Genomic DNA, 22,254 nt, shown 5'->3' with positions numbered 1-22,254 from the left:
CTCGCGCTACCGTACTGAATACTGAATGAGCACTCAGTAACAGACTGGGCGCCCCTCGACGACGAGTGGAGACTCATGAGCACCACCCCGTTCCAGCGCGCCACCGCCGCGGTCGCGGCCGGCGCCCCCGCCGAGGCCGAGGCCGCGCACCTCTACGAGGCCCTGACCGACGACGAGCGGCTCGACCTCCTCGACGGCGACACGCCGTTCTGGGAGGGCATGTCCTCGTTCGTCACGGACGGCTACAACGTCGAGCCGTACGTCATGGGCGCGGTCCCCCGGCTCGGCGTCCCCGGCATCCGGTTCGTCGACGGCCCGCGCGGGTGCGTCGTCGGGCACGCCACGGCGTTCCCCGTCTCGATGGCGCGCGGCGCCACCTGGGACGTCGAGCTCGAGGAGCAGGTCGGCGAGGCGATCGGCGCCGAGCTGCGCGCCCTCGGCGGCAACTTCTTCGGCGGCGTCTGCATCAACCTGCCCCGCCACCCCGCGTGGGGGCGGGCGCAGGAGACGTACTCCGACCAGCCCGCGCTGCTCGGCGAGATGGGCGCGGCCCTCACCCGCGGCGTGCAGCGGCACGCCATGGCCTGCGTCAAGCACTACGCGCTCAACTCGATGGAGAACGCCCGGTTCTCGGTCGACGTCACCGCCGACGACGTGACGCTGCACGAGGACTTCCTGCCGCACTTCCGGCGGGCGGTCGACGAGGGCGTCGCCGCCGTGATGAGCTCCTACAACTCGGTCAACGGCACGTGGGCCGGGCAGAACGAGCACCTGCTCACCACCGTGCTGCGGGAGGAGTGGGGCTTCACCGGCACCGTCATCACGGACTTCATCTGGGGCATGCGCGACGGCACCGCCGCCCTGCGTGCCGGGCTCGACGTCGAGGCGCCGTTCCGCCAGCAGCGGGGCGCGCACCTGCGGGCGGCGCTCGACGACGGCACCGCGTCCTGGGCGGACGTCCGCCGCGCCGGGCACCGGATCCTCGCCACGCAGCTGCGGCACTACGCCGGCCGGGTCGAGGCGGAGCCCGCGACGGACGTCGTCGCGTCCGCCCCGCACACGGCGCTCGCCCGGGACGCCGCCCGCCGCGCGATGGTGCTGCTGCGCAACGAGGACGTCGCCGGCGCCCCCGCGCTGCCCCTCGACCCCGCGTCGCTGCGGTCGCTGGCCGTCGTCGGCCGGCTCGCCGACCGGGCCAGCACGGGCGACAACGGCTCGTCCGACGTCCGCGCCCCGTACGTCGTCACCCCCCTGGAGGGCCTCACCGCGGCGCTGCCGGGCGTCGACGTCCGGCACACCCCGGGCAGCGACCCCGGGGCGGCCGCGCGGACCGCCGCCGGCGCGGACGCCGCGGTCGTCGTCGTCGGGTTCACGGCCGAGGACGAGGGCGAGTTCGTCGACGGGTCCCTCGCGACCCGGGGAGAGCTCGTCGCCCTGTACCCGGACCCGGAGGGCCCGCAGGAGACGGCGTGGCAGGACCACGTCATGACGGCGATGGGCAGCGGCCTCAGCGTCGTCGGCGCCGGCGCCGCCGGGGGCGACCGCCGCGACCTGCACCTGCGCCCCGAGGACGTCGCCGTGATTCGCGCGGTCGCCGCGGCCAACCCGCGCACGGTCGTCGTCGTGGTCACCGCAGGCGCCGTCCTCATGGAGGAGTGGCACGACCAGGTGCCCGGCGTCCTGCTGTCCTGGTACTGCGGCATGGAGGGCGGCCACGCGCTCGCCGACGTCCTCACCGGCGCCCACAACCCGTCGGGCCGGCTGCCGTACGCGATCCCCGCCGACGCCGCGCACCTGCCCGAGCTCGACATCGACGCGACGGCGGTGACGTACGACCGCTGGTACGGGCAGCGCCTGCTGCAGCACCGCGGCGTCGAGGCGCTCTACCCGCTCGGGTCGGGCCTGTCGTACACGACGTGGGCGACGGACGCGCTCGCCGTCGACGAGGTGGACCCCGTAGGCCGGCGCCTGCGCGGCACCGCGACGGTCACCAACACCGGCGACCGGGACGGCCGCCACGTGGTCCAGGTGTACGGCACGCGCCTCGACGGCGACCGGGCCGGTGAGCGCGAGCTGCTCGGCTTCGCCACCGTCGAGGTCGGAGCGGGCGGCTCCGCGACCGTGCCGCTGGACGTCGACCTGACGCCGCTGGCCCGCTGGGACGCCGGCGCGGCGCGGACCGTGCTGCCGGCCGGCGGCGTCCGCGTCGAGGCCGGCGCGCGCTGGGGCGACCCCGGCGCCGCCACGGCGGTCGTCACCCTCTGACGTCCCCACCCGGCACCGGACCGGTGCGGCCCCGCGCCGCACCGGTCCGGACCCGGCCGACCCCTGCCACCGCGCGGGCCGGCCCGCACCACCCGACCGGCACCATCCCCCGCTCTTCTCGACGACGAGGACGACCCATGCCCACCACCCTCCCGGCCGCCGACGCGGCCGCCCCCACCGACGAGCAGCAGACCCGCGTGCCCGTGCGCCTCGGCATCGCGCTGGCGCTCGGCTGCTTCCTCTGGCTCGGCCCCTACCTGGGGGTCAACGCCGTCCTGCTCCCCGCGCGCATCGCGGAGATCGCGCCGGACGACAAGACCTCCGTGGTCGCGCTGCTCGCCACGGTCGCGATGATCGTCGCGACGCTCGCCAACATCGTCATCGGCGCGTTCTCCGACCTGACCCGCTCCCGGTGGGGCCGGCGCACGCCGTGGCTGCTCGCCGGCTCGGTCGGATCCGCCGCGATGCTGCTCGTGGTCGGGCGCGCGTCCTCGGTGGGCTCCCTGCTGGTCGCCTGGGCGGTGTACCAGGTGTTCCTCAACGCCATCGTGGCCCCGCTGATCGCGGTGATCTCCGACCGGATCGCCCCGCGGCACCGCGGCACCATCTCGTCGGTGTACGCGTTCGGATACTCCGCCGGGCTGTACGGCGGCCAGATCATCGGCGCGCAGTTCCTCGGCGGCATCGGCGCGGGCTTCGCGGTGCTCGCGGGCCTCACGCTGCTGTCCGGCCCCGTCGCCGCGCTCATCATGCGCGAGCCGTCCAGCCGGGACCTCCCCCGCCGCCGGGTGAGCCGGGACATGCTGCTCGACTCCTTCAGCCTGCCGCGGCGCGACTGCCGGGACTACTACCTGGCGCTGTTCGGGAAGTTCGCGATCATCTCCGCGACGTTCGCGGTCTCCGGCTACCAGCTGTACATCCTCACCGACTACATGGCGCTCGGCGAGGGCACCACCGCCGGGTACATCTCCTCCATCGCGACGATCCTCATGGTCACGGCCCTGGTGATGTCCGCGGTCTCGGGCCCGGTCTCCGACCGGCTCGGGCGCCGCAAGCTGCCCGTGGTCGTCGCCGGCGTCCTCGTCGCGATCGGCGTGCTGGTGCCCGCCGTCTCCCCCAGCCCGTGGACGATGCTCGTCTACGCCGTGGTCGCCGGCATCGGCATGGGCGCGTTCAACGCGGTCGACCAGGCGCTCAACGTCGAGGTGCTGCCCGACCAGGAGACCGCCGCCAAGGACCTCGGCGTGCTGAACCTCGCGAACACCGGCGGGCAGATCGTCGGGCCGATCGTCGCCGCGGCCGCCATCTCGGCGGTGGGCTACCAGGCGATGTTCCCGGCCGCGGCCGTCCTGGCCCTCGTCGGCGCGGGCCTCATCCTCGCGATCCGCCGCGTGCGCTGACCCCCGCCCCCCTGCCCCCTGCCCCCCGCCCCCTGCCCCCTGCGATCGGATCCGTTCGCACCGACACGCCGGGCGTGTCCGGTCGGACGGATCCGATCGCCCCCCCCCGGGAGGAGCGGGCCGGCCGTGCCGGTGGCCGAGGCGGGGCGGTCAGGGAGCGGGAGCCGTGGCGTGGCGCAGGTCCGGCTCCAGGTAGATGACCCGGGCGATCGGCACCGCCGACCGCACGCGCTGCTCGGCCGCGTCGATCGCCGTCGCGACGTCCGCCGCGGAGTCGGTGGCGTCGACCTCGATCTTCGCCGCGACCAGCAGCTCCTCCGGGCCCAGGTGCAGGGTCCGCAGGTGGATGACCGACGGCACGCCGGCCCCCACCAGGGCGCCCCGGATCGCCTCGACGTCGCGGCGGGACGCGGACTCGCCGAGCAGCAGGCTCTTCGTCTCGACGGCCAGCACCACCGCGATGACGACCAGCAGCACGCCGATCGCCGCCGACCCGACGGCGTCCCAGCGCCCGTCGTCGGTGACCAGCGTCATCGACACGCCGAACAGCGCGAGCACCAGGCCGATCAGCGCGCCGAAGTCCTCCAGCAGCACCACCGGCAGCTCCGGCGCCTTCGCCGTGCGGATGTACGACACCCAGCCCTGCTTCCCGCGGGTGTGGTTCGCCTCGCGGATGGCGGTGCGGAACGAGAAGCCCTCCATGCCGATCGCGGCCAGCAGCACGACGATCGGCACCCACTGCCACGACTCGATCGGGTGCGGCTCCGCGAACTTGTGCCACGCCTCGTACAGCGCGAACAGGCCACCGAGGCTGAACAGCACGATCGCGACGATGAACGCGTACATGTAGCGCTCGCGCCCGTAGCCGAACGGGTGCTCCTCGTCCGCGGCCCGCCGGGCGCGCCGGCCGCCCAGCAGGAGCAGCAGCTGGTTGCCGGAGTCGGCCAGGGAGTGCACCGACTCCGCGAGCATCGAGCTGGACGAGGTGAGCAGGAACGCGACGAACTTCGTCACCGCGATCCCGAGGTTCGCGGACAGCGCCGCGATGATCGCCCTGTTCCCGCCGCCGTGCGCCATGCCGGTCCTCCCGCTGGTGGTCGGGCGACCACCGTCCCCCGGGGCCGACCTGCGCGGGGGCCCGAGCGGAGATGCTAGACCGCGCGGGCCTCGTCGGCGAGGAGGACGGGGATGCCGTCGCGCACCGGGTACGCCAGCGGCCGGTCCGGGTCGGTCGAGACGAGCTCGGGCTCGCCTCCGGGGCCGACGCCGTCGACGAGCGTCGCGCCGGTCACCGGGCAGCGCAGCAGCTCGCGCACCCAGGGGGCCAGGCCGGTCGTGTCCGCCACGTCTCAGGCCTCCTGCCGGACCAGCGCGAGCACGTCGTCGCGCACCTTCTCCATGACGTCCTCGTCCGCCGCCTCGACGTTGAGGCGCAGCAGCGGCTCGGTGTTCGACGCGCGCAGGTTGAACCACCACTGCGGCTGGCCGTCCCAGTGCGAGACCGTCAGGCCGTCGAGCTCGTCGACCGTGACCGGCCCGGCGCCCTGCTGCGTCACGTACGCCTCGACCACGCGGGCGCGGGCGGCGGCGACGTCGGCGACCCGGGAGTTGATCTCCCCGGACGCGCTGTAGGGCTGGTACTGCTCGGCGAGCGCCGACAGCGGGTGCGGCTGACCGCCCAGCGCGGCGAGGACGTGCAGCGCCGCCAGCATGCCGGTGTCCGCGAAGAAGAAGTCACGGAAGTAGTAGTGCGCGGAGTGCTCGCCGCCGAACACCGCCTGCGACTCGGCCATCTGCGCCTTGATGAACGAGTGGCCGACCCGGGTGCGGACGGCCTTCGCGCCGGCGGCCGTCACCAGGTCCGGCACCACCATCGACGTGATGAGGTTGTGGATCACCGTGGGCGTGCGGCCCTCGGCCTTCTCCCGCTCGATCTCGCGCAGGCCCACGAGCGCCGTGATCGCCGACGGGCTGACCGGGTCGCCGTTCTCGTCGACGACGAAGCAGCGGTCGGCGTCGCCGTCGAACGCCAGGCCGATGTCCGCGCCGTGCTCGACGACGGCCTTCTGCAGGTCGCGCAGGTTCTCCGGCTCCAGCGGGTTCGCCTCGTGGTTCGGGAACGTCCCGTCCAGCTCGAAGTACAGCGGCACGACCTCGAGCGGCAGCTCCGGCAGGCCCGCGCCGGTGCCGAGAACCGCGGGGGCCGTGAAGCCGCCCATGCCGTTGCCGGCGTCCACCACGACCTTCAGCGGGCGGATGCCCGACAGGTCGACCAGACCGCGCAGGAACGCCGCGTAGTCGGCGAGGAGGTCCTGCTCGGTGACCTCGCCGCGCTGCCCGGCGTCGGCCGGGACGCCGTCGCGCAGGTACCGGGCCGCGAGGTCGCGCACGGCCGCGAGGCCCGTGTCCTGGCCGACGGGACGCGCGCCCGCCCGGCAGAGCTTGATGCCGTTGTACTCCGCCGGGTTGTGGCTCGCGGTGAACATGGCGCCGGGGACGTCCAGCCGGCCGGAGGCGAAGTACAGGCCGTCCGTCGAGCACAGGCCGATGCGGACCACGTCGACGCCGCGGCCCGCGAGGCCGTCGGCGAACGCGCCGACCAGCTCGGGCCCCGACGGGCGCATGTCGTTGCCGACCACCACGCGGGGCCGGGCGCCCTCGCGCACCTCGGGCAGCACGACGACCTCGGCGAACGCCGCGCCGATGGCGCGCGCCACGTCGGCGTTCAGCTGGTCGGGGACCGTGCCCCGCACGTCGTAGGCCTTGATGAGGCCGGTCAGGTCAGGCAGCGCGGGCGTCTCGGGCACGACGGTCACGCTATCCCATCGCCGCCTGCCGTCCCACGACCCGGCGGCCGTCGTCCACGCCGCGCCGGGCGGTCAGTCGCGCGCCGAGCGGCGCACCACGTCCTCACGGGACAGGGACGTGCCGTCGCCGTCGAGCGGGAACCACGCGCGGTGCTCGCAGTCGTGGCAGGACACGAACGTGACGTCGGTGCCGTCCGCGAGCGTCAGGTGCAGCCGGGTCAGGCGGGTCGACGCGCAGACCTCGCAGGACCCGGTGCCCGGGGCGTGCTCCGCGGCGGCGTGGCTCAGCGAGCCGAGCGGCGTGTCCGTCGCCCGGGCGCGCCGGCCCGGACGCCGTCCCGCGCCACCGCCCCCGGCTGCCGGCACGACCGTCAGTCCTCCTCGCCGCGCAGCACCCGCAGGTGCCCCCGGCGGCGGCCCGGCTCCGGCCCGGCCGGGGACGGCAGCCCGTCCGCCGCGGCCACCGCGGGCTGCGGGGCGGGGCGCCCGGCCTCCCGCACGGCGTCCGCGAGCGCCAGCAGGTCGTCGTGGCTCGGGCCCGTCTCGACGAACTCCGGCGTCAGCCGGACGACCTCCCAGCCGCGCGGTGCCGTCAGGCGCGACGCGTGCTCGGCGCACAGGTCGTAGGAGTGCGGCTCCGCCAGCGTGGCGAGAGGTCCGAGCACGGCCGTCGAGTCGGCGTACACGTACGTCAGGGTGGCGACCGCCGGACGACCGCACGCGGTGCGGGTGCACTGGCGGACGGGTCTCACGGGGTAGACCGTACCGCCGCCCGCGCCCGGGACGCAGGCGCGACCCGCGTTCTCACCCGGATACAGTGCCGGGATGGCACCGACACGGTTCGTCCCCGCGGCCCCGGGCGACCCGGCCGGACCGTCGGGCGGCGCCGGCCCGGTGCGCCGGCGCGACCGCCGCGGCCGCGGCCTGCGGGGGCCGCTGCTGCCCTCGACGCTCCCCGCCCACCGCACCCGCGCCGAGCGGTTCGACGACCTCGTGCTCGACTCGGTGGAGCGCCTCGAGGTCCGCTGGGGCAAGGAGCTCGACGGCGTGGAGTTCGCCGTCGAGGACGTGCCGCCGTCGAACCCGGCGCCCTGGGAGTCCGGCGGCGTGCCGCTGGGCCGGTCGTTCCCCGCGCAGCCGGGCCTGCCGCCGCGGATCGTCGTGTACCGGCGGCCGGTCGAGTCGCGCGCCGCCGACGCGGACGAGCTCGGCGAGCTCACGCACGAGGTGGTCGTGGAGCAGGTGGCGCACCTGCTGGGCCGCTCCCCCGACGAGGTGGACCCCGGTCTCGGGGACGGGCGGTAGCCTGAGCCGGCCATGACGACCCCCGCACCGGACCCCCGCCCGCCCCACGACCCCGGTGCCGGCGACGGCCCCGACCGCCCGGCCGTCCGCGTGGTGTCGGTGGTGTTCCACCCCGGCGACGAGCTCACCGCCTTCACGCGCTCGCTGGCCGACGCGACGACCGCGGACGTCGAGCTGGTGCTCGTGGACAACGGCACCGACCCGGAGGTCGCCGACCGGGTCGCCGCGGCGGCGGGCGGGCGCGTCCTGCGCCCCGGGGCGAACCTCGGCTACGGCGGCGGCGCGAACGCCGGCGCGCGCGGCGCCCACCAGCCCTGGCTCGTGGTCGCGAACCCCGACGTCGTGTGGGAGCCCGGGTCGCTCGACCGGCTGCTCGAGGCCGCCGGCCGGCACCCCGGCGCCGGTGCGTTCGGCCCCGCGCTGCTCAACGAGGACGGCAGCGTGTACCCCTCGGCGCGCGAGCTGCCGTCGCTGACCCAGGGCGCCGGTCACGCGGTGCTGGGCAAGGTCTGGCCGGGCAACCCCTGGACGCGCGCGTACCAGCGGCGCCAGGAGACGGTCGGCGCCGAGCGCGTGGCCGGGTGGCTGTCCGGCGCGTGCCTGCTGCTGCGCCGCGAGGCGTTCGAGGCCGTCGGAGGGTTCGACGAGGACTACTTCATGTTCTTCGAGGACGTCGACCTCGGCGAGCGCCTCGCGCTGGCCGGGTGGGCGAACCTCTACGTGCCGTCGGCGCGCGTCACGCACGTGGGCGGCGTGTCGTGGAAGGCCCGGCCGGCGGCGATGATCTCCGCGCACCACCGGTCCGCCGAGCGCTACCTGCACCGGCGCTACTCCCGGTGGTACCACTGGCCGGTGCGGGTCGCCGTCTCGGCCGGGCTGCGCCTGCGCGAGGCGCTGGAGCTGCGCGCGGCCCGCTGAGCAGGCGACGGTCCCGGGGGCCGTCGGGCCCGGCGGTTCAATCCAGGCCGACGCGGCGGCCCTCGCGCACCTGCGCCTGCGTCACCGACTCGGAGTCGGTGAGCGGGGAGACGACCGACAGCAGGTTCCCGTCGCCGCGCTCCACCATCGCGACCAGGGCCCAGGCGACGTCCGCGGCGGGGTCGTCCGCGGGCAGCACCTCCACGCCGACGACGTCGTCCGCGAGGTCCGCGACCGGGACGGAGACCGTCGAGCCCACCGGCACCTCGACGTCCTGGTCCGCCACCTCCCCGTCGGCGCGGTGCGCGCGCAGCGTCACCGTCGTGACCGGGCCCGCCGGGGCGTCCTCCTCCGCGTCGGGGTCGGGGCGCTGGCCCTGGGTCGGCTCCGGGCTCGGCGCGGCGGAGGCGCTCGGCGCGGGGCCGTCGCCCGAGCCGACGGCGTCCCCCGTCGGCACCGCGCCGAGCGTCAGGTAGCCGTCGGCCCCCGCGGGGACGGCCACCAGACCGCCGCCGGCCGGCGTCGACGCGCTCCACGCCCGCTCGAGGCGCGGCTGGTCGTCGAGCTCGCCGGCGACGCCCTCCCGGGCCAGCGCGGCCGACGCCACGACCGGGGCGTCCGCCTCGACCACGGCGGTGTACGTCCCGGCCGGGAGCCCGCCGAGCGACAGGTCGGTGACCTCCCCCGCGGCGAGCTCCAGCCGCTCGGCTCCGGGCAGGACGACGTCCCCGTCCGGGCCCAGCAGGCGCACGGCGGCGGTCGCGCCGCCGTCACCCGGCGCGAGCACGCGCAGCACCCCGGCCTCGGGGTCGTCGACGTCGGCGGCCGGGACCCGGATGCCCGGGACGAGCTGCGTCGTCGCGGGCGGGGCGCCGGGCGTCACGAGGTCGGTGCCCCGGGGCGTGAACCCGTCGAGCAGCGAGTCCTGGAGGTAGGCCGAGACCTGGCCGCCCGCGGCGGACAGGTGCACCGCGATCCGGCGCTGCTCCGCCGCGACGCCCGGCAGCACGACCACGCGCTGCTCGCCAGGAGCCACGAGCGTGGTCGCGCCGGCGCCGAGGTCCACGGGACCCGACGGGCCCCACAGCTCGACGGTGACCTCGGCGGGCGTGGCGCCGGGGTTCACGACGACGAGGTCCGCGGTGCTCTCCAGCGACGTGCTGCCGCCGACCAGCCACAGGTCGGACGCCGGGCGCGCGCACGACCCGGCGGCGAGCCCGCGCAGGTCGCCGTCGGTCACGCGCGACGACGTCACGCCGGCGACGCGGGCCGGCTCCCCGTCCACGGGGTCGGCCCGCAGCACCACGGGGGCGGGCGGGGAGGACAGCGCCGCCGCCCCGGCCTCGAACGCCGTCGCGTCGCCGCCGAGCGGGGTCAGCGACGCGGAGCCGGACAGCTGCGCGTCGAACGCGGTGACCGACTCGACCGGGGCCACCGGCACGCGGTCGAACTCGGAGTCCCCCGCGCCGTCCTCGTCCGGCAGCCGCAGCGGCCCGGGGCACACCAGCGTCGTCCGGCCGGCGTCCACGGCGACGGCCGCCGGCGGCACCGCGGAGGGCCGGGGCGCGGGCGCGACGGTCGCGACCGCGACGGCGCCACCGGCCAGGCCGAGCACCACCAGGCCGGACAGGATCCGCGCCGTGCGCCCGTCCCGCCGCGCCACCGGGGACGTGCCGTGCGTCGTGGTCGTGGTCATCGTCGTCCCGCCCGCCTGCGCCGGACCGGCAGCGCGAGCAGCAGCGCCAGCACGCCGACCACCACCTGCGCGACGGTCCACGCCGTCTCACCGGGGGCGTCGTGCACGACGACGAGCCGCCCGCCCGACGCGCCCACCTCGAAGGTCTGACGCCACCCGTCGTCGACGACCCGCAGCGGCCGGCCGTCGAGCGTCGCCCGCCAGCCGCGGTCGCTGCGCTCGGCCAGCACGAGCAGCCGGCCCTCGTCGCCGGGCCCGATCCGGGTGTCGACGCGCCCGACGACGCCGGGCTGCGTCGGCACGGCCTCGGCGCCGTCGCCCGTCAGCCGCTCGGCGTCGCGGACCGCCCCGGCGTCCGGCACCAGCCGCGCCCACGCGGTGACGGCCGTGCCCGAGGACGCGTCCGCGGAGGGCTGCACCCGCCAGATCACGCCGCTGCGGCCGTCGGTGATCCGCTCCAGGCCGGGCGTCGAGTCCAGGCGACCGATCAGCGACGCGCGGGCCTGCTGGGCCGCCACCTCGCCGGAGCGGTCGGCGGGCAGCGGCGGCACGAGCACGTCCGCCACCGCGAGCGCCGCGAGCTGGGCCGCCACGTCGGTGCTCGAGCCCACCGACAGCCGGCCCACGGCAGCCTGCACCTCGGCGGTGGCCTCGTCGGCCTCCGCCGCCGACGGGTCGCCGAGCGGCCCGTCCAGCCCGGCGGTGCGGGTGGCCGCGGCGTCGTCCAGGACGCGCGGTCCGTCGCCCCGCAGCAGCTGCCACTCGGTGATGCGGCCGTCGTCCGACGGGGACAGCGCGAGCACGCGCGGCGCGTCCTCGGACTGCTGCGTCTGCCGCCCGATGGCCGGGACGACCGCCCGGTCCATGGTGCGCAGCTCCGAGGCGGTGCCGTGCCGGACGTCCAGCGCCCACCCGCCCCAGGCGACCAGCGGCAGCACGACCACGACCGCCGCCACCGCGACCGCCGTGAGCTGCCGCCAGCCGAACGTCGCCCGGCCCAGCCGCGCGCTCAGGCCCCGCGTGCCGACCACCGCGGCCGTGAGGAGCCCCGCGGCGGCGACGGACGCCCCCGCGCCGGCCCACCCGGTCACCGCCGTGCCGTCGTCGTCCCCGACCACGACCCGCACCGCGACCAGGGCCGCGCCGACGCCGACGGCCGCCGTGAACCAGCCCAGGCGCACCGCCCGCGCGTGCGGGGCGCCCCGCAGCAGCGCGAGGAGGGCCAGGAGGGCGATCGCGCCGCCCGGCACCGCCGGCCACCACGCGGCGACCGCGTCGGGCAGCGGCAGCCACGACGGCACGAGCGCGCCCGCGTCCGCGGGCACGCCCAGCAGCGCCGCCGTCGCCGAGGGCGCCGACGACGCGGTCGGTGCGCCCGGGTCGGCGAGCAGCAGCCGCACGCCCTCGGTGCCCCGCGAGACGGCGGCGGCGAGGGTCGGGCCGAGCAGGACCAGCGCGGGCACGGCCGCCAGCACGACGCGCCACCGGCGACCCGCCGGGGAGCACGCGGCGACGACCAGCAGCACGAGCACGCCGGGCAGCAGCAGGGACGGTGCACCCGCCGCGACGGCGGCGAAGGCGAGCGACGCGGCGGCGGCCGCCGCGATCGAGCCGGACGGCCGGGCGGGGGGCGGGACGGCGTCGCCGTCGGGCACGCGGGAGGCGGCGTCGGGGGGGCCGGCGGCGTCGCCCTCGGTGGGCGCGGGGCGGTGAGCGTCGGGAGCGGGGTCGTCGGCGGCGGGGACGTGCCCGTCGGCGGCGGGCCCGTCCGTCGCGGCGCGTCCCCCGTCCGCGGCGTCCTCGTCCGCGGCCCGGGCGTCGCGCTCCGCCCCGGGAGCGTCCCCGTCCACCGGGGCCGTCACGGACGCGGGGCCGCGGCTGCCGCTCGCCGCCACCGTCGGCGTGCCGCGCACCGGTGTCGGCGTGTCCCCGCCGGCGAGGGCGGCCCGCTCCGGGCGGTCGGCCTGGTCGCCGCGGACCCGGCCCGGACCGTCCTCCTCGTGCCCGTCCGCGTCGTCGCCCGCGTCCGCCGCGCCGTGCCCGCCGGCGCGCGCCCACGCCTCGGGGTCCGGCCACTCGTCCGCCCCGGGGTCGGCGCCCGGGCGCGGTGCCTCGGCGCCCCGGGCGGCCGTGGCGACCCCCGGCAGCACGACGTCGACCTGCTGCACGCCGACCGCCCGGGCCAGCGCGAGCACGAGCCACGGCAGCGCCACGTGCACCAGCACGGCCCCCACGCGCCCCTGACCGGCGGCGAGCAGCAGGCTCGGCAGCGCCGCCCAGACCACGGCCGCCCACGCCCGCACGCCGACGGACCGCGTCGCCGCGCCGGCGGCGAACCACGCGCCGAGCCCGGCGAGCAGCACGGAGCCGAGCAGCAGCACCGTGACGGCGACCGCGAGGCTGCCCCCGGCGAGCGCCGTGCCGGGCAGCAGCGCGGTCAGCAGCGCGTCCGCCGGGCCGGGGTTGCCCAGCCCGCCCGCGACCCACGTGCTCGTCGTCGCGTCCCAGACGTCGCCGAGGCCGGAGGCGGCGCCGACGAGCGCCCCGCCCACCAGCGTCTGGCCCCCGAGCGTCCGGGTGACCAGCGGGCCGAACGCGACGGCGGTGACCGCCACGAGCACCACCGCGAGCGCACCGAGCACGGCACGTCGGCGCACCGCGAGGGCCGCGAGCTCGCGCAGCTCGAGCTCCGAGGGCGCCCGCACGACGCGGCGGGCCTCCGCCCGCGTGAGGCGCCGGTCGCGCCACTGGCGCCACACGGTGCGGGCGTCGGCCTGCAGCGGGCGCAGCGTCCGCCGCGGCAGGCGCCGCGTGCGGCGGGCCTGCCGGCGCGCCCGCACCACGGCGGCGGGGCGGCCGAGGGCCCGCAGCGGGGCGGCGACCTCGGCGGCGGCGAGCACGGGTTCCTTGCCGGCGATGCGCACCAGCACCCGGACCGCGCCGGCGAGGACGGCCATCACCGCGACGAGCGGCAGGAGCGGCAGCGGCGCCCAGACCAGGCGCTGGTGCAGCAGGGCGGTGCGCCGGGCGGCGTACGAGCGGCGCGGGTCGGCGTTGTCGGGCTCCCCGTCCGCGTCGAGGTCCACGACCTGCGCCACGTCGGTGCCCGGGTCGCGCAGCGCGTGGTAGCCGGCCTGGGCGTGCCGGACCACGGCGGCGGGCACGACCACGACCCGGTGGCCCGCGAGCCGCGCACGACGGCACAGGTCCAGCCCGTCGCCGAACGGGCCCAGGGCGGGGTCGGTGCCGCGCAGGTCCTCCCATACGTCGCGCCGCACGAGCGCGCCGACCAGACCGACGCCCAGCACGTCCTCGCGCCCGTCGTGCTGGCCCTGGTCGACCTCCCCGGGCTCGACGTCCACCGTCCGGCGACCGGACAGCGACGTGCGCACGCCGACCTCGAGCAGCCGCGCCGGCGCGGTCCAGGTGCGCTGCTTCACGCCGGCGACGGCCACCGAGGGGGCGGCCTCGACGGCCCGGACCAGCTCGGCCAGCGCGGTGGGGTCGGGCGCGGAGTCGTCGTGGAGCAGCCACAGCCAGCGCGGGGCGCCGGCGCGCTCGGCCGCGACCACCGCACGCACCGCGTCGCCGAAGGTCCGCGCGCCGGTGGCGGTCAGGACGGTGGTGCTGCCGGCGGGGAGGCCGGCGTCGCGGACGGTCGCCGCGAGGGCGGGGTCGGGGCGGTCGCCGGCGTCGACGACCAGGACGCGGGCGGGCGCACGCACCTGCGCGGCCAGCGCGCGCAGCGAGGTCGCCAGGAAGCCGGTGACGCCGTGGGTCACGAGCACCGCCGTCACGGGCGCCGGTGCGGCCAGCGACCCGGTGGCGGGCGCGGGGGCGTCCGGCGCGGTGGTGCTCACGACGTCAGCACCCCCGCGAGGCGGGGGTCAGACCACACGCCGCTTGAGCTTGCGCCGCTCGCGCTCGGAGAGCCCGCCCCAGATGCCGAAGCGCTCGTCGTGCTCCAGCGCGTACTCCAGGCACTCGCCCCGCACCTCGCAGCCGGAGCAGACCTTCTTGGCCTCGCGGGTCGAGCCGCCCTTCTCGGGGAAGAACGCCTCGGGGTCGGTCTGGGCGCACAGCGCGCGCTCCTGCCAGCCCATGATGCCGTCGTCCTCGGGCGCGCCGAACAGCGGCAGGACGCTCGCGAGCGCCGGGTCCTGGCGGGGAGCCTCGGCTCCGGCGTCGGACGGGAAGGGTCCCTCGTCATCGAGCAGACTCCACATGTGTGCCTCCCCCGTCGTGCTCGGTGATCAGTGGTCAGCGGCTGCCGCAGCACGGGCCGTTCCAGGGAATTACACGCGTGTCGTTCGGCGTAGTCAAGCGGAAGAGTGCTATTGGCGGGCTCTGCGGGCGATTTGTCCGGTTGAGCGTCGTCGTGCGGCACCTAGGCTGCCGTCCGTGCCCACGACTCCCCCGCCGAGCCCCCGCCGACCCGCCACCGTCGCCGCCACGCTGTCCGCCCTGCTCACCGAGCCGGGCCGCCCCCGCGTCACGTGGTACGGGCCCGCCGGGGAACGCATCGAGCTCTCCGGGGCCGTGCTCGACAACTGGGTGAGCAAGACCACCAACCTCCTCGTCGAGGAGCTGGACGCCGGACCGGGCACGACGGTGCGGGTCGACCTGCCGCCGCACTGGCGCTCGGTGGTGTGGACGCTCGCCGCCTGGCGCGTCGGCGCGACGGTCCTGCCGCCCGGCGCCCCGGACGGCGACGTCGTCGTGACCGACCGCCCGGACGCCGCCCCGCCGCGGGGTGCCGCGGTGGTCGCCGTCGCACTGCCCGCGCTGGCGCGCCGGTTCGACGGCGGCCTGCCGCCCGGTGCGCTCGACGCGGCGGCCTCGGTCATGACGTACGGCGACGTCGTCGGCTGGGCGCCGGAGGTCGAGCCGCAGCGGGAGGCCCTCACCGGCGTGCCGGGCGGGGAGGTGCGGCACGCGGACCTGCTCGAGCGGGCGGCGGGCGCGGCCGCGCGGGACGGCGCCGCGGGGGCCCGCGTGCTGCTCGAGGTCGGCGACGACCGGGCGGCCACGCCGTCGGCCGCCCTCGCGGTGCTGGGCGTGCTCGCGGGGGGCGGGTCGGTGGTGCTGCTGCGCCCCGAGGCCGGCGACGACGCCGCGCGGGCGGACCGGGTGGCGGCGACGGAGCGCGTCACCGCCCGGCTCTGACACCCGTCAGCCCGCCGGGACCACCGTCCCGTCCTCCTGCACGAGCCCGACCCACACCTCGCTCCAGGTGGTGTCCACCTCGCGGGGCGGTCCGGTGAGGGTGCGGCCCAACGTCTGCGACCACGTGCCGCCGACCGACGCGGACGGGGGCACGGACCACGGGTAGTCCGCGGCGTCGAACGACAGCGCCGCGACCGGTCCCCCGCCCCACGCGTCGCGGATCGCCGCGAGGTCGGCCGCCGACGGCGGCTCGAGCAGCTCGACCACCTCGACGTCGCACAGCACCCGCAGCGTCGCCAGGTACCGGAACGGGCTGGAGTGCGTCCACACGACGCGGTCCACGCCGAGGTCGTCCAGGGCGTCGCACACCGCGTGCGCCTGCGTGGCACGGCCGGACAGCTCGACGACGCCCGCCCCGGGACGCCACGTGGTCAGGGGGAACGCCACGACGGCGACGGCCAGGACGCCCGCGACGACGCGGCGGCCCCGCACCACGGCGCGCGACGGCGCCCCGCGGGCGGCCCGCACCGCGGGACCCCGCGGCCGGGCCGCCCCCGCGAGCGCCGCGAGCGCGCACGTCGCCGCGACCAGCAGCCCCGGGAACGTCGCCGGGACGAGGCGCCGCACGGCCCACACCTGGTCCGGCGTGATGCTCACACGCACCAGCGGGAACACCGCCGCGACACCGACCACCGCCACCACCAGCGCGGCTCCCGCGTCCCGGCGCGCGACGGCCCGGCGCGCGAGCAGCGCCAGCCCCGCGAACCCCAGCACCACCACCGGGACACCCAGGTACCACGACACCCACGCGAGCGAGCGCTCGTCGTAGGAGCGCGACGGGTCGACCGGCTCCCCCGCCGCCTGCTGCAGGACGCTCACCGCGTAGCCGTACCCGCTCCCCGGGTCCGTGTGGTGCGCCTGCCACCACAGCGGCCGGGACGCCAGCACCACGCCGAGGGCCACCACGGCGACGGCCGCGACCGTCCCCAGCGGCCGGCGGCGGGCGTGCACCGCGCCCCGCACCCGCGCGAGCAGGCGGCCCGGCGCGAGCAGCACGGCGACCGCCACCGCGACCAGGACCGCGGTCGCGACCAGCAGCGCCGTCACGCGCCCCGCCCGCTCCCCGACGTAGTCCGGGCTGAGCACGAGCACGTCCACCAGGCCGAGGGCCACGGCCATCGAGGCCGCGGCCAGGGCGGCGACCCCGCCCCGGGCGGCCGCCCGCCGGTCACGGGCGCCGAGCGGCGTCGCGCCGACGACGGCCACGCCCACCGCGAGCCCCGCCACGGCGACCGCCCCGTCGATCCGGGCCGTCCCGACGGCCCCCACCAGCAGCCCCGCGAGCGCCCAGCGCGCCCCGGCCCGGCGCCCGCCGGCCTGCCACGTGCCGAGCGCCACCGCGAGGCCGCCGCAGAGCAGCGCCACGGTGAGCGGCTCCGTGTAGGCCGCCCGCGTGAGCACCAGGTACGGCAGGCTCAGGCCCAGGGCGGCCACCGGCAGCAGGGCCCAGCCCGGGCCGACCAGCCGTCGCGCGAGCGCGAACACCGCGACCAGGCCCACGGCCCCGATCGTCACGTTCCCCGCGAGCACCGCGCGCTCGCCGCCCGCCCAGCCCTGGACCGCGAGCAGCGCGGGCAGCATCGAGCTGCCCTGGGCGTGGAGCGCGCCGCCGTGCAGCGCGAACGCCTCCGTCGCCGCGCTCGCGCCGGGCACCGCGGCCGCGGCGGCCTGCGCCGCGCCGACCGGGACCGGCGCGGCCGGGTGGTCCGTGAGCCACAGCGCCTTCAGCGTGAGGAAGCCGGGGTCGCGGTTCACCACGACGTACTCCGCCACGGCGCGCAGGCCGAGCACCACCCAGCCGGTCACGAGCACCGCGAGCCCGCCGAGGGCCAGCAGCTGCCCCCGGGTCGCCGGCGGGGGCGGCGGGACGAGGCGCCACGTGGCGGCGGCGAGCAGCGCCGCGAGCGGCAGCACCACCACCGGGGTGGCCCGGCCGGCGAGCACCGCGAGCAACGCCGCCAGGCCCACGGCCAGCAGCAGCACCGGGAGCCGGTCGGGCAGGCCCAGCAGCACGCGCGCCGCCCGGGCCGCGCCGCGGGGCCCCGGCACGCGCACCTCGCTCACGGCGTCAGGGGACGTCGGCCTGCACCAGCGTGCCGCCGCCCCGCACGGTCAGCTCGCCGTCGGAGGCCGGCACGAACGCCGCCTGCCCGCGCGTGAGCTCGAGCTGCCCGTCGGCCGTGGAGGACACCGTGAGCCGGCCCTCGAGGCAGAGCAGCACGCGCGGCCCGCGCCCCGGCAGCGGGTGCGTCTGGCCGTCGGACACCCGCGTGACCGACAGCTCGAAGTCGTCCACCGGCGCGTAGTACACCCGGGTGGCCCCGTGGAACTTCTCGGGGGCGATGCGGATCGGCGGCGCCGCGACGTAGTCGACGTTGCGCAGCAGCTCGTCGACGTCGACGTGCTTGGTGGTGAGCCCGGCGCGCAGCACGTTGTCGGACGACGCCATGACCTCGATGCCGACGCCCTTGAGGTACGCGTGGACGCCGCCGGCCGGGACGAACAGGGCGTCGCCGGGCTGGAGGGTCACGGGGTTGAGCAGGAGCGAGGTCACCACGCCGGGGTCGCCCGGGTAGGCCTCCTGCAGCCGCACGACCGTCCGGTCCGCCCGCGGCGACGGGGAGCCCTCCGCCAGGCGGGCGGCGCACGCGTCGGCCACCTCGCGCACCTCCTCGGGCGTCGGGCGGGTCTCGGGTCGCAGCAGGCGGGTGAACGCCGCCCGGATCCCCGCCGCCGACGGCTGCGCGGCGAGCACCTCGCGCAGGTCCTTGGCGAGCGGGGCGTCGAGCCCGTGGAGCAGCTCGGCCGCACGGCGCGGCGCGCGGAACCCGCACAGGGCCTCGAACCGTGTCAGCGCGTACACGAGCTCGGGCTTGTGGTTGCGGTCCTTGTAGTTCCGGTGGGGGGCGTCCAGCGGGACGCTCGCCGCCTCCTCGCGGGCGAAGCCCTCGCGGGCGCGCTCGACGCGGGGGTGGACCTGGAGCGACAGGGAGGTCTGCGCCGCGATCACCTTGAGCAGGTACGGCAGCCCCGGCCCGAAACGGGCCTCGACGTCGGGCCCGAGCACGGCAGCGGCGTCGGCGGCGATCACCTCGGGCATCGGAGCACCCGGGGTGCCGTCGTCGCGGGTGCACCGCGACGGCGCGCTCGGGTGGGCGCCGAACCACGCCTCGGCGACCGGCTCACCGGTGGCCGGCAGGCCGAGCAGCGTGGGGATCGCCGTCGGCGACCCCCACGCGTACGTCTGGAGGGAGCTGGTCAGTCGGTACAACGCCCTGTCCTCCTGGCTGGCCGGCCGGACCGGCCGAGAGGACCGGTGGCCGCCGATGCTACCCAGCGGCGGCTCAGCCGCGCGCGACCCGCAGGATGACGTCGACCTGGCGCAGCGCCTTCTCGCGCACCGCCGGCAGCGCGGCCGCGAGCTGCTCGCGCACGGCGGCGCGCCGCTCGACGAGCTCCGCGAGCTTCGCGCGGACGCCCTCCTCGGTGGCGGCGTCGTGCCCGAGCGCCCACTCCGCGAGCCCGAACATGTCCAGCACCTCGCGGTACTTGTGGCTCCACCCGATCACCAGGGTCGGGACGCCCGTCGCGAGCGAGGACACCATCGCGTGGAACCGGGACGCCACGAACAGGTCGCAGCGCCCGATGAGGTACCGCAGGCCCTGGGACCCGAGCTCGGCGTCCACGAACAGCACCTTGCTGGTGTCCCGCAGGCGCGCGTAGATCTCGCGGCACAGCGGCAGGTCGTTGTTGTGCGTCTTGTCGGTGTTGCCGCGGGCGCTGTGGGCGACCAGGAACACCGGGCGGCCCAGCTCGCCGGTGATGTGGTCGACCAGGCGGGCCACCTCGCCGACGTAGTCCTCGCCGCGGGCCTCCGCGCCCTTGCGCAGCACCGCGGACGGCGAGACGCCGACGACGTCGCCGCCGTCGAAGAACGACGTGTCCACGGCCTCGCGGGCGCGGGCCGCGTCCTGCTCCGTGACGTCCAGGGTGAACGCCAGGTCGGCGCCCTCCGTCACGTTCGTCAGGCCCAGCCCCTCGAGGTGCTCGTGGGTGACCGCGCCGCGCGAGACGATGGCCGCCATCCGGGGCAGCAGCGCCTTCGCGGCGAACCGGTTGGCCGGCTCGCGGAACGGCCCCATCGCCTGCGCGCACTTGACCACCGGGGTCCCGACGAACAGCGCCGGCAGGATGCTCGCGACGTTGTAGACGAGGAACTTGCCGCGGCCGTCGACGAACGTGATGCCGCCCTGGTCCAGCAGCACGTCCGCGGTCGCGAGCGCCTTGACCTCCGGCACCGCGTCCTGGATGGCCTTGCGCAGCGGCGGCAGCAGCCGGTGCAGCAGCGCCGCGCCGTTGATGAGGACGCCGAGCCGCAGCGGGGAGGCGTCGAGCACGGTCATGTTCCGGTACTCGTTCTGCTGGGCGTCGGAGCGCGGGTACATGCTCAGCAGCACGAAGCGGGCCTCCGGGTCGCGCTCCGACAGCTGCTGCACCCCGCTCTCGAGCATGGCGGCGGCACCCTTGTTGCCCGACAGCGCGGACCCGATCACGGCGTACTTCATGCGGGACGACCTTCCTTGAGGCGGCGCGCGGTCCGCAGGCTGCGGGCCTTCAGCGCGGCGTAGACGAGGGCGACGACACCGTCGCCGACGGTGCTGAGCAGGCGCGCGACGAGCGAGAGCACGATCGCCTGCTCGACGGGCATGTAGCGGGAGGCGAGCAGCACCACGACGCCCTCCCGGACGCCGAGGCCGGACGGGACGAACACCGCCATGATGCCGACGGCGCCCGCGAGCACGTACGCCGCGGCCAGCGGCAGGTACGCGCTCGCCGGGACGTCGAGGAACGACACGGCGATGAGCACGAAGCCGACGCCGTTGAGCACCCGCGGCAGCAGGAACTCGAGCTGGTAGCGCAGGCTGCGCGCCGGGCTGAGGAAGTACTCGTGCGGGACGTCGCGCTTGATGGCCCGCCTGGCCACGAGGTTCAGGCCCCAGCGGAACACCCGCCGGTCCATGACGAGCAGGAGCGGCACGAGGGCGAGCAGCGCCGGCAGCAGCGCCTGCACGAGGTCGGCCGACGGGTCGGTGAACGCGTCCGCGAACGCCAGGACCACGACCGCCGGGACGATCGAGCCGATGAGCAGGAACACGTTCTCGTAGACAAACGTGATGACGACCAGGGTGCGCGAGATGCCGCGCCCCGCGCCCCACACCACCTTGTTCGCGACGGAGCCGACCTGGCCGGGGATGTACTTCAGCAGCCAGGACGCGCACTGGACGCGGACCGCCTCGAGCCGGCCGACGTGCACGTCGCCCAGGTGCTCGAGCACCGCGCCCCACAGCAGGCCGGACAGCACGACCGCCGCCGCGAACAGCACCACGGCCGCGACCGTCCAGCCGTTCACGCGGACGTCGATCTCGCGCACCGCGTCCCAGTTGTCGGCGAGCCCCCGGCCGAAGAAGTAGGCGACGACCGCCAGGACGACGACGGTGACGGCCCCGCGGGCGAGGCGCTTACGAGTCAAGGCTGTTGTACGTCCGCAGGACGTCGAGGTCCTTCTTCTGCGAGAACGCGACGAGGCCCTCCGGGTCGGCGTGGCCCACGGCGATCAGCATGATGACGCGCTCGTGCGGCTGCAGGTGCAGGGTCCGCGCCATCTTGCGCTCGAGCGGCTCGAAGTCCGGCCAGTTGATGACGCTCGAGCTCAGGCCCAGCGTCTCGAGCGCGAACATGAAGGACATCGCGGCCAGCGACGCGTCGACGTACGGGACGTGGCGGTCGCGCGGCGAGAAGTACGAGTCCAGCCGGCCCTTGACGACGACGACCGTCGGGATCTGGTGGCCGTAGCCCGCGGCGCCGAACGGGATGGACGCGACCTTGCGCACCTGGTCCGGGTCGTCGAACACGAGGAACTCGTACGGCAGGCGGTTGCAGGCCGTCGGCGCCTGGCGGCCCACGGCCAGCGCCATGTCGACCAGCTCGCGGTCGACCGGCTTGTCGAGGAACCAGCGCACGGAGCGGCGCTGCTTCGCCAGCGCGAGCATCTGGTCGTACGTCACGCCGCTCGACGGGATGGTGCCCTGCGGGTACGGCTTGGTCACGCCGTCCGTCGGCACGGCGCGCACGGACTCGAACACGGCCCGGGCCCGGTCGACCACCGGGTCGGCGACCGTGATGAGGGCGAAGTACTCGGCCAGCACGTCGTGCGCCCACGACAGCTCGCTCGCGTCCAGGGCGGGGGCGTCGTGCGTGCGCTCGACCGCGTGCTGGTAGAACTCGACCGTCTCGAGGATGTAGTCCTTCGCGAACACGTCCCGCCGGGGACGCATGAGGATCCCCTTCTCGAGCCGGTGCACGTTGCGCCGCAGCTCGACGTGCGTGACGCGGTGCCGCCCGAGGTTGCGGTAGTAGGCGCGGCGCCCGGACAGCACCGCCCACTGCTCCCGGTTGAACGTCGCGAGGCCGAGCACCGAGTACACGGTGCTGCCCGCGCGGCTGGAGCCGCCGACCTCGAGCACGGCGCGGGTGGCGCCCTCGTAGGTCTTGCGGATGGCGGGCACCGCGAGCAGCTGCTTGGCGATGCGCTTGAGCTTGGAGATCACGAACGAGGTCCTCGTGGCAGGGCGGTCCG

Annotated in this window: 18 protein-coding genes; 5 read left to right on the top strand and 13 right to left on the bottom strand. The window is 76.9% G+C overall.

The features are described 5' to 3' along the window. Positions 1–75: 75 nt before the first annotated feature. Both AAHH18_RS09520 and AAHH18_RS09515 read left to right on the top strand, forming a co-directional pair. On the top strand, positions 76–2,265 hold the full coding sequence (locus AAHH18_RS09520; protein WP_343301434.1) for a beta-glucosidase family protein: 2,190 nt from the start codon (positions 76–78) through the stop codon (positions 2,263–2,265). A gap of 137 nt (positions 2,266–2,402) precedes the next feature. Then, positions 2,403–3,665, top strand: a complete 1,263-nt coding sequence (locus tag AAHH18_RS09515) for an MFS transporter (RefSeq protein WP_343301433.1) — start codon at positions 2,403–2,405, stop codon at positions 3,663–3,665. Positions 3,666–3,815: 150 nt separating this feature from the next. On the opposite strand, the gene AAHH18_RS09510 is transcribed toward AAHH18_RS09515, so the two are convergent. The 5 genes from AAHH18_RS09510 to AAHH18_RS09490 form a co-directional block, all read right to left on the bottom strand. Continuing rightward, the gene (locus AAHH18_RS09510; protein ID WP_283319736.1) at positions 3,816–4,742 is read right to left on the bottom strand and encodes a cation diffusion facilitator family transporter; all 927 of its coding nucleotides are present in this window, start codon (positions 4,740–4,742) and stop codon (positions 3,816–3,818) included. A 74-nt stretch (positions 4,743–4,816) separates the two neighbouring features. Beyond that, a complete protein-coding gene (locus tag AAHH18_RS09505; RefSeq protein ID WP_222169956.1) occupies positions 4,817–5,011 on the bottom strand; it encodes a Trm112 family protein in 195 nt (64 codons plus the stop codon). Between the two features lie 3 nt (positions 5,012–5,014). Continuing rightward, positions 5,015–6,472, bottom strand: coding sequence for a phosphomannomutase/phosphoglucomutase (locus AAHH18_RS09500; RefSeq protein ID WP_343301432.1), 1,458 nt, complete (start codon positions 6,470–6,472; stop codon positions 5,015–5,017). Between the two features lie 72 nt (positions 6,473–6,544). Then, complete coding sequence (locus tag AAHH18_RS09495) at positions 6,545–6,838, bottom strand: hypothetical protein (protein WP_283319734.1); 294 nt, start codon at positions 6,836–6,838, stop codon at positions 6,545–6,547. 5 nt (positions 6,839–6,843) lie between these two features. Further along, positions 6,844–7,224: a DUF3499 domain-containing protein gene (locus AAHH18_RS09490; RefSeq protein ID WP_222169958.1), complete on the bottom strand. Its 381-nt coding sequence runs from the start codon at positions 7,222–7,224 to the stop codon at positions 6,844–6,846. Positions 7,225–7,297: 73 nt separating this feature from the next. On the opposite strand from AAHH18_RS09490, the gene AAHH18_RS09485 reads away from it, so the two are divergent. Together AAHH18_RS09485 and AAHH18_RS09480 are read left to right on the top strand one after the other, a co-directional pair. Beyond that, a complete protein-coding gene (locus AAHH18_RS09485; RefSeq protein ID WP_283319733.1) occupies positions 7,298–7,777 on the top strand; it encodes a metallopeptidase family protein in 480 nt (159 codons plus the stop codon). A 12-nt stretch (positions 7,778–7,789) separates the two neighbouring features. Next, the gene (locus AAHH18_RS09480) at positions 7,790–8,695 is read left to right on the top strand and encodes a glycosyltransferase (protein ID WP_283319732.1); all 906 of its coding nucleotides are present in this window, start codon (positions 7,790–7,792) and stop codon (positions 8,693–8,695) included. A gap of 37 nt (positions 8,696–8,732) precedes the next feature. Here the strand turns inward: AAHH18_RS09480 and AAHH18_RS09475 are convergent, their stop codons facing one another. Genes AAHH18_RS09475 through AAHH18_RS09465 form a run of 3 tightly spaced genes read right to left on the bottom strand, consistent with a single transcriptional unit; the run spans position 8,733 to position 14,617 of the window. Further along, complete coding sequence (locus AAHH18_RS09475) at positions 8,733–10,391, bottom strand: DUF5719 family protein (protein WP_343301431.1); 1,659 nt, start codon at positions 10,389–10,391, stop codon at positions 8,733–8,735. Beyond that, positions 10,388–14,251 carry a glycosyltransferase gene (locus AAHH18_RS09470; RefSeq protein WP_343301430.1) on the bottom strand — a complete coding sequence of 1,288 codons (3,864 nt, stop codon included), beginning with the start codon at positions 14,249–14,251 and terminating at the stop codon, positions 10,388–10,390. The genes AAHH18_RS09475 and AAHH18_RS09470 overlap by 4 nt, the downstream gene beginning before the upstream one ends. Before the next feature lie 27 nt (positions 14,252–14,278). After that, positions 14,279–14,617: a WhiB family transcriptional regulator gene (locus AAHH18_RS09465; protein ID WP_283319729.1), complete on the bottom strand. Its 339-nt coding sequence runs from the start codon at positions 14,615–14,617 to the stop codon at positions 14,279–14,281. Between the two features lie 175 nt (positions 14,618–14,792). On the opposite strand from AAHH18_RS09465, the gene AAHH18_RS09460 reads away from it, so the two are divergent. Further along, positions 14,793–15,557, top strand: a complete 765-nt coding sequence (locus AAHH18_RS09460; protein WP_343301429.1) for a TIGR03089 family protein — start codon at positions 14,793–14,795, stop codon at positions 15,555–15,557. 6 nt (positions 15,558–15,563) lie between these two features. Here the strand turns inward: AAHH18_RS09460 and AAHH18_RS09455 are convergent, their stop codons facing one another. From AAHH18_RS09455 to AAHH18_RS09435, 5 genes are all read right to left on the bottom strand, one after another. Next, a complete protein-coding gene (locus AAHH18_RS09455) occupies positions 15,564–17,681 on the bottom strand; it encodes a hypothetical protein (protein ID WP_343301428.1) in 2,118 nt (705 codons plus the stop codon). A 4-nt stretch (positions 17,682–17,685) separates the two neighbouring features. Then, complete coding sequence (gene manA / locus AAHH18_RS09450) at positions 17,686–18,888, bottom strand: mannose-6-phosphate isomerase, class I (protein WP_343301427.1); 1,203 nt, start codon at positions 18,886–18,888, stop codon at positions 17,686–17,688. Positions 18,889–18,961: 73 nt separating this feature from the next. Next, entirely contained in the window at positions 18,962–20,182 is a 1,221-nt protein-coding gene (locus AAHH18_RS09445) for a polysaccharide pyruvyl transferase family protein (RefSeq protein WP_283319725.1), read from the bottom strand. After that, on the bottom strand, positions 20,179–21,147 hold the full coding sequence (locus AAHH18_RS09440; protein ID WP_283319724.1) for a lysylphosphatidylglycerol synthase domain-containing protein: 969 nt from the start codon (positions 21,145–21,147) through the stop codon (positions 20,179–20,181). Before AAHH18_RS09440 ends, AAHH18_RS09445 begins: the two co-directional genes overlap by 4 nt. Next, positions 21,137–22,225: a nitroreductase family protein gene (locus tag AAHH18_RS09435; RefSeq protein WP_283319723.1), complete on the bottom strand. Its 1,089-nt coding sequence runs from the start codon at positions 22,223–22,225 to the stop codon at positions 21,137–21,139. The genes AAHH18_RS09440 and AAHH18_RS09435 overlap by 11 nt, the downstream gene beginning before the upstream one ends. Positions 22,226–22,254 lie beyond the last annotated feature (29 nt).

The organism is Cellulomonas olei, from assembly GCF_039548315.1.
Taxonomy (GTDB): domain Bacteria; phylum Actinomycetota; class Actinomycetes; order Actinomycetales; family Cellulomonadaceae; genus Cellulomonas.
This window is presented reverse-complemented; position numbering and strand designations above follow the sequence as displayed.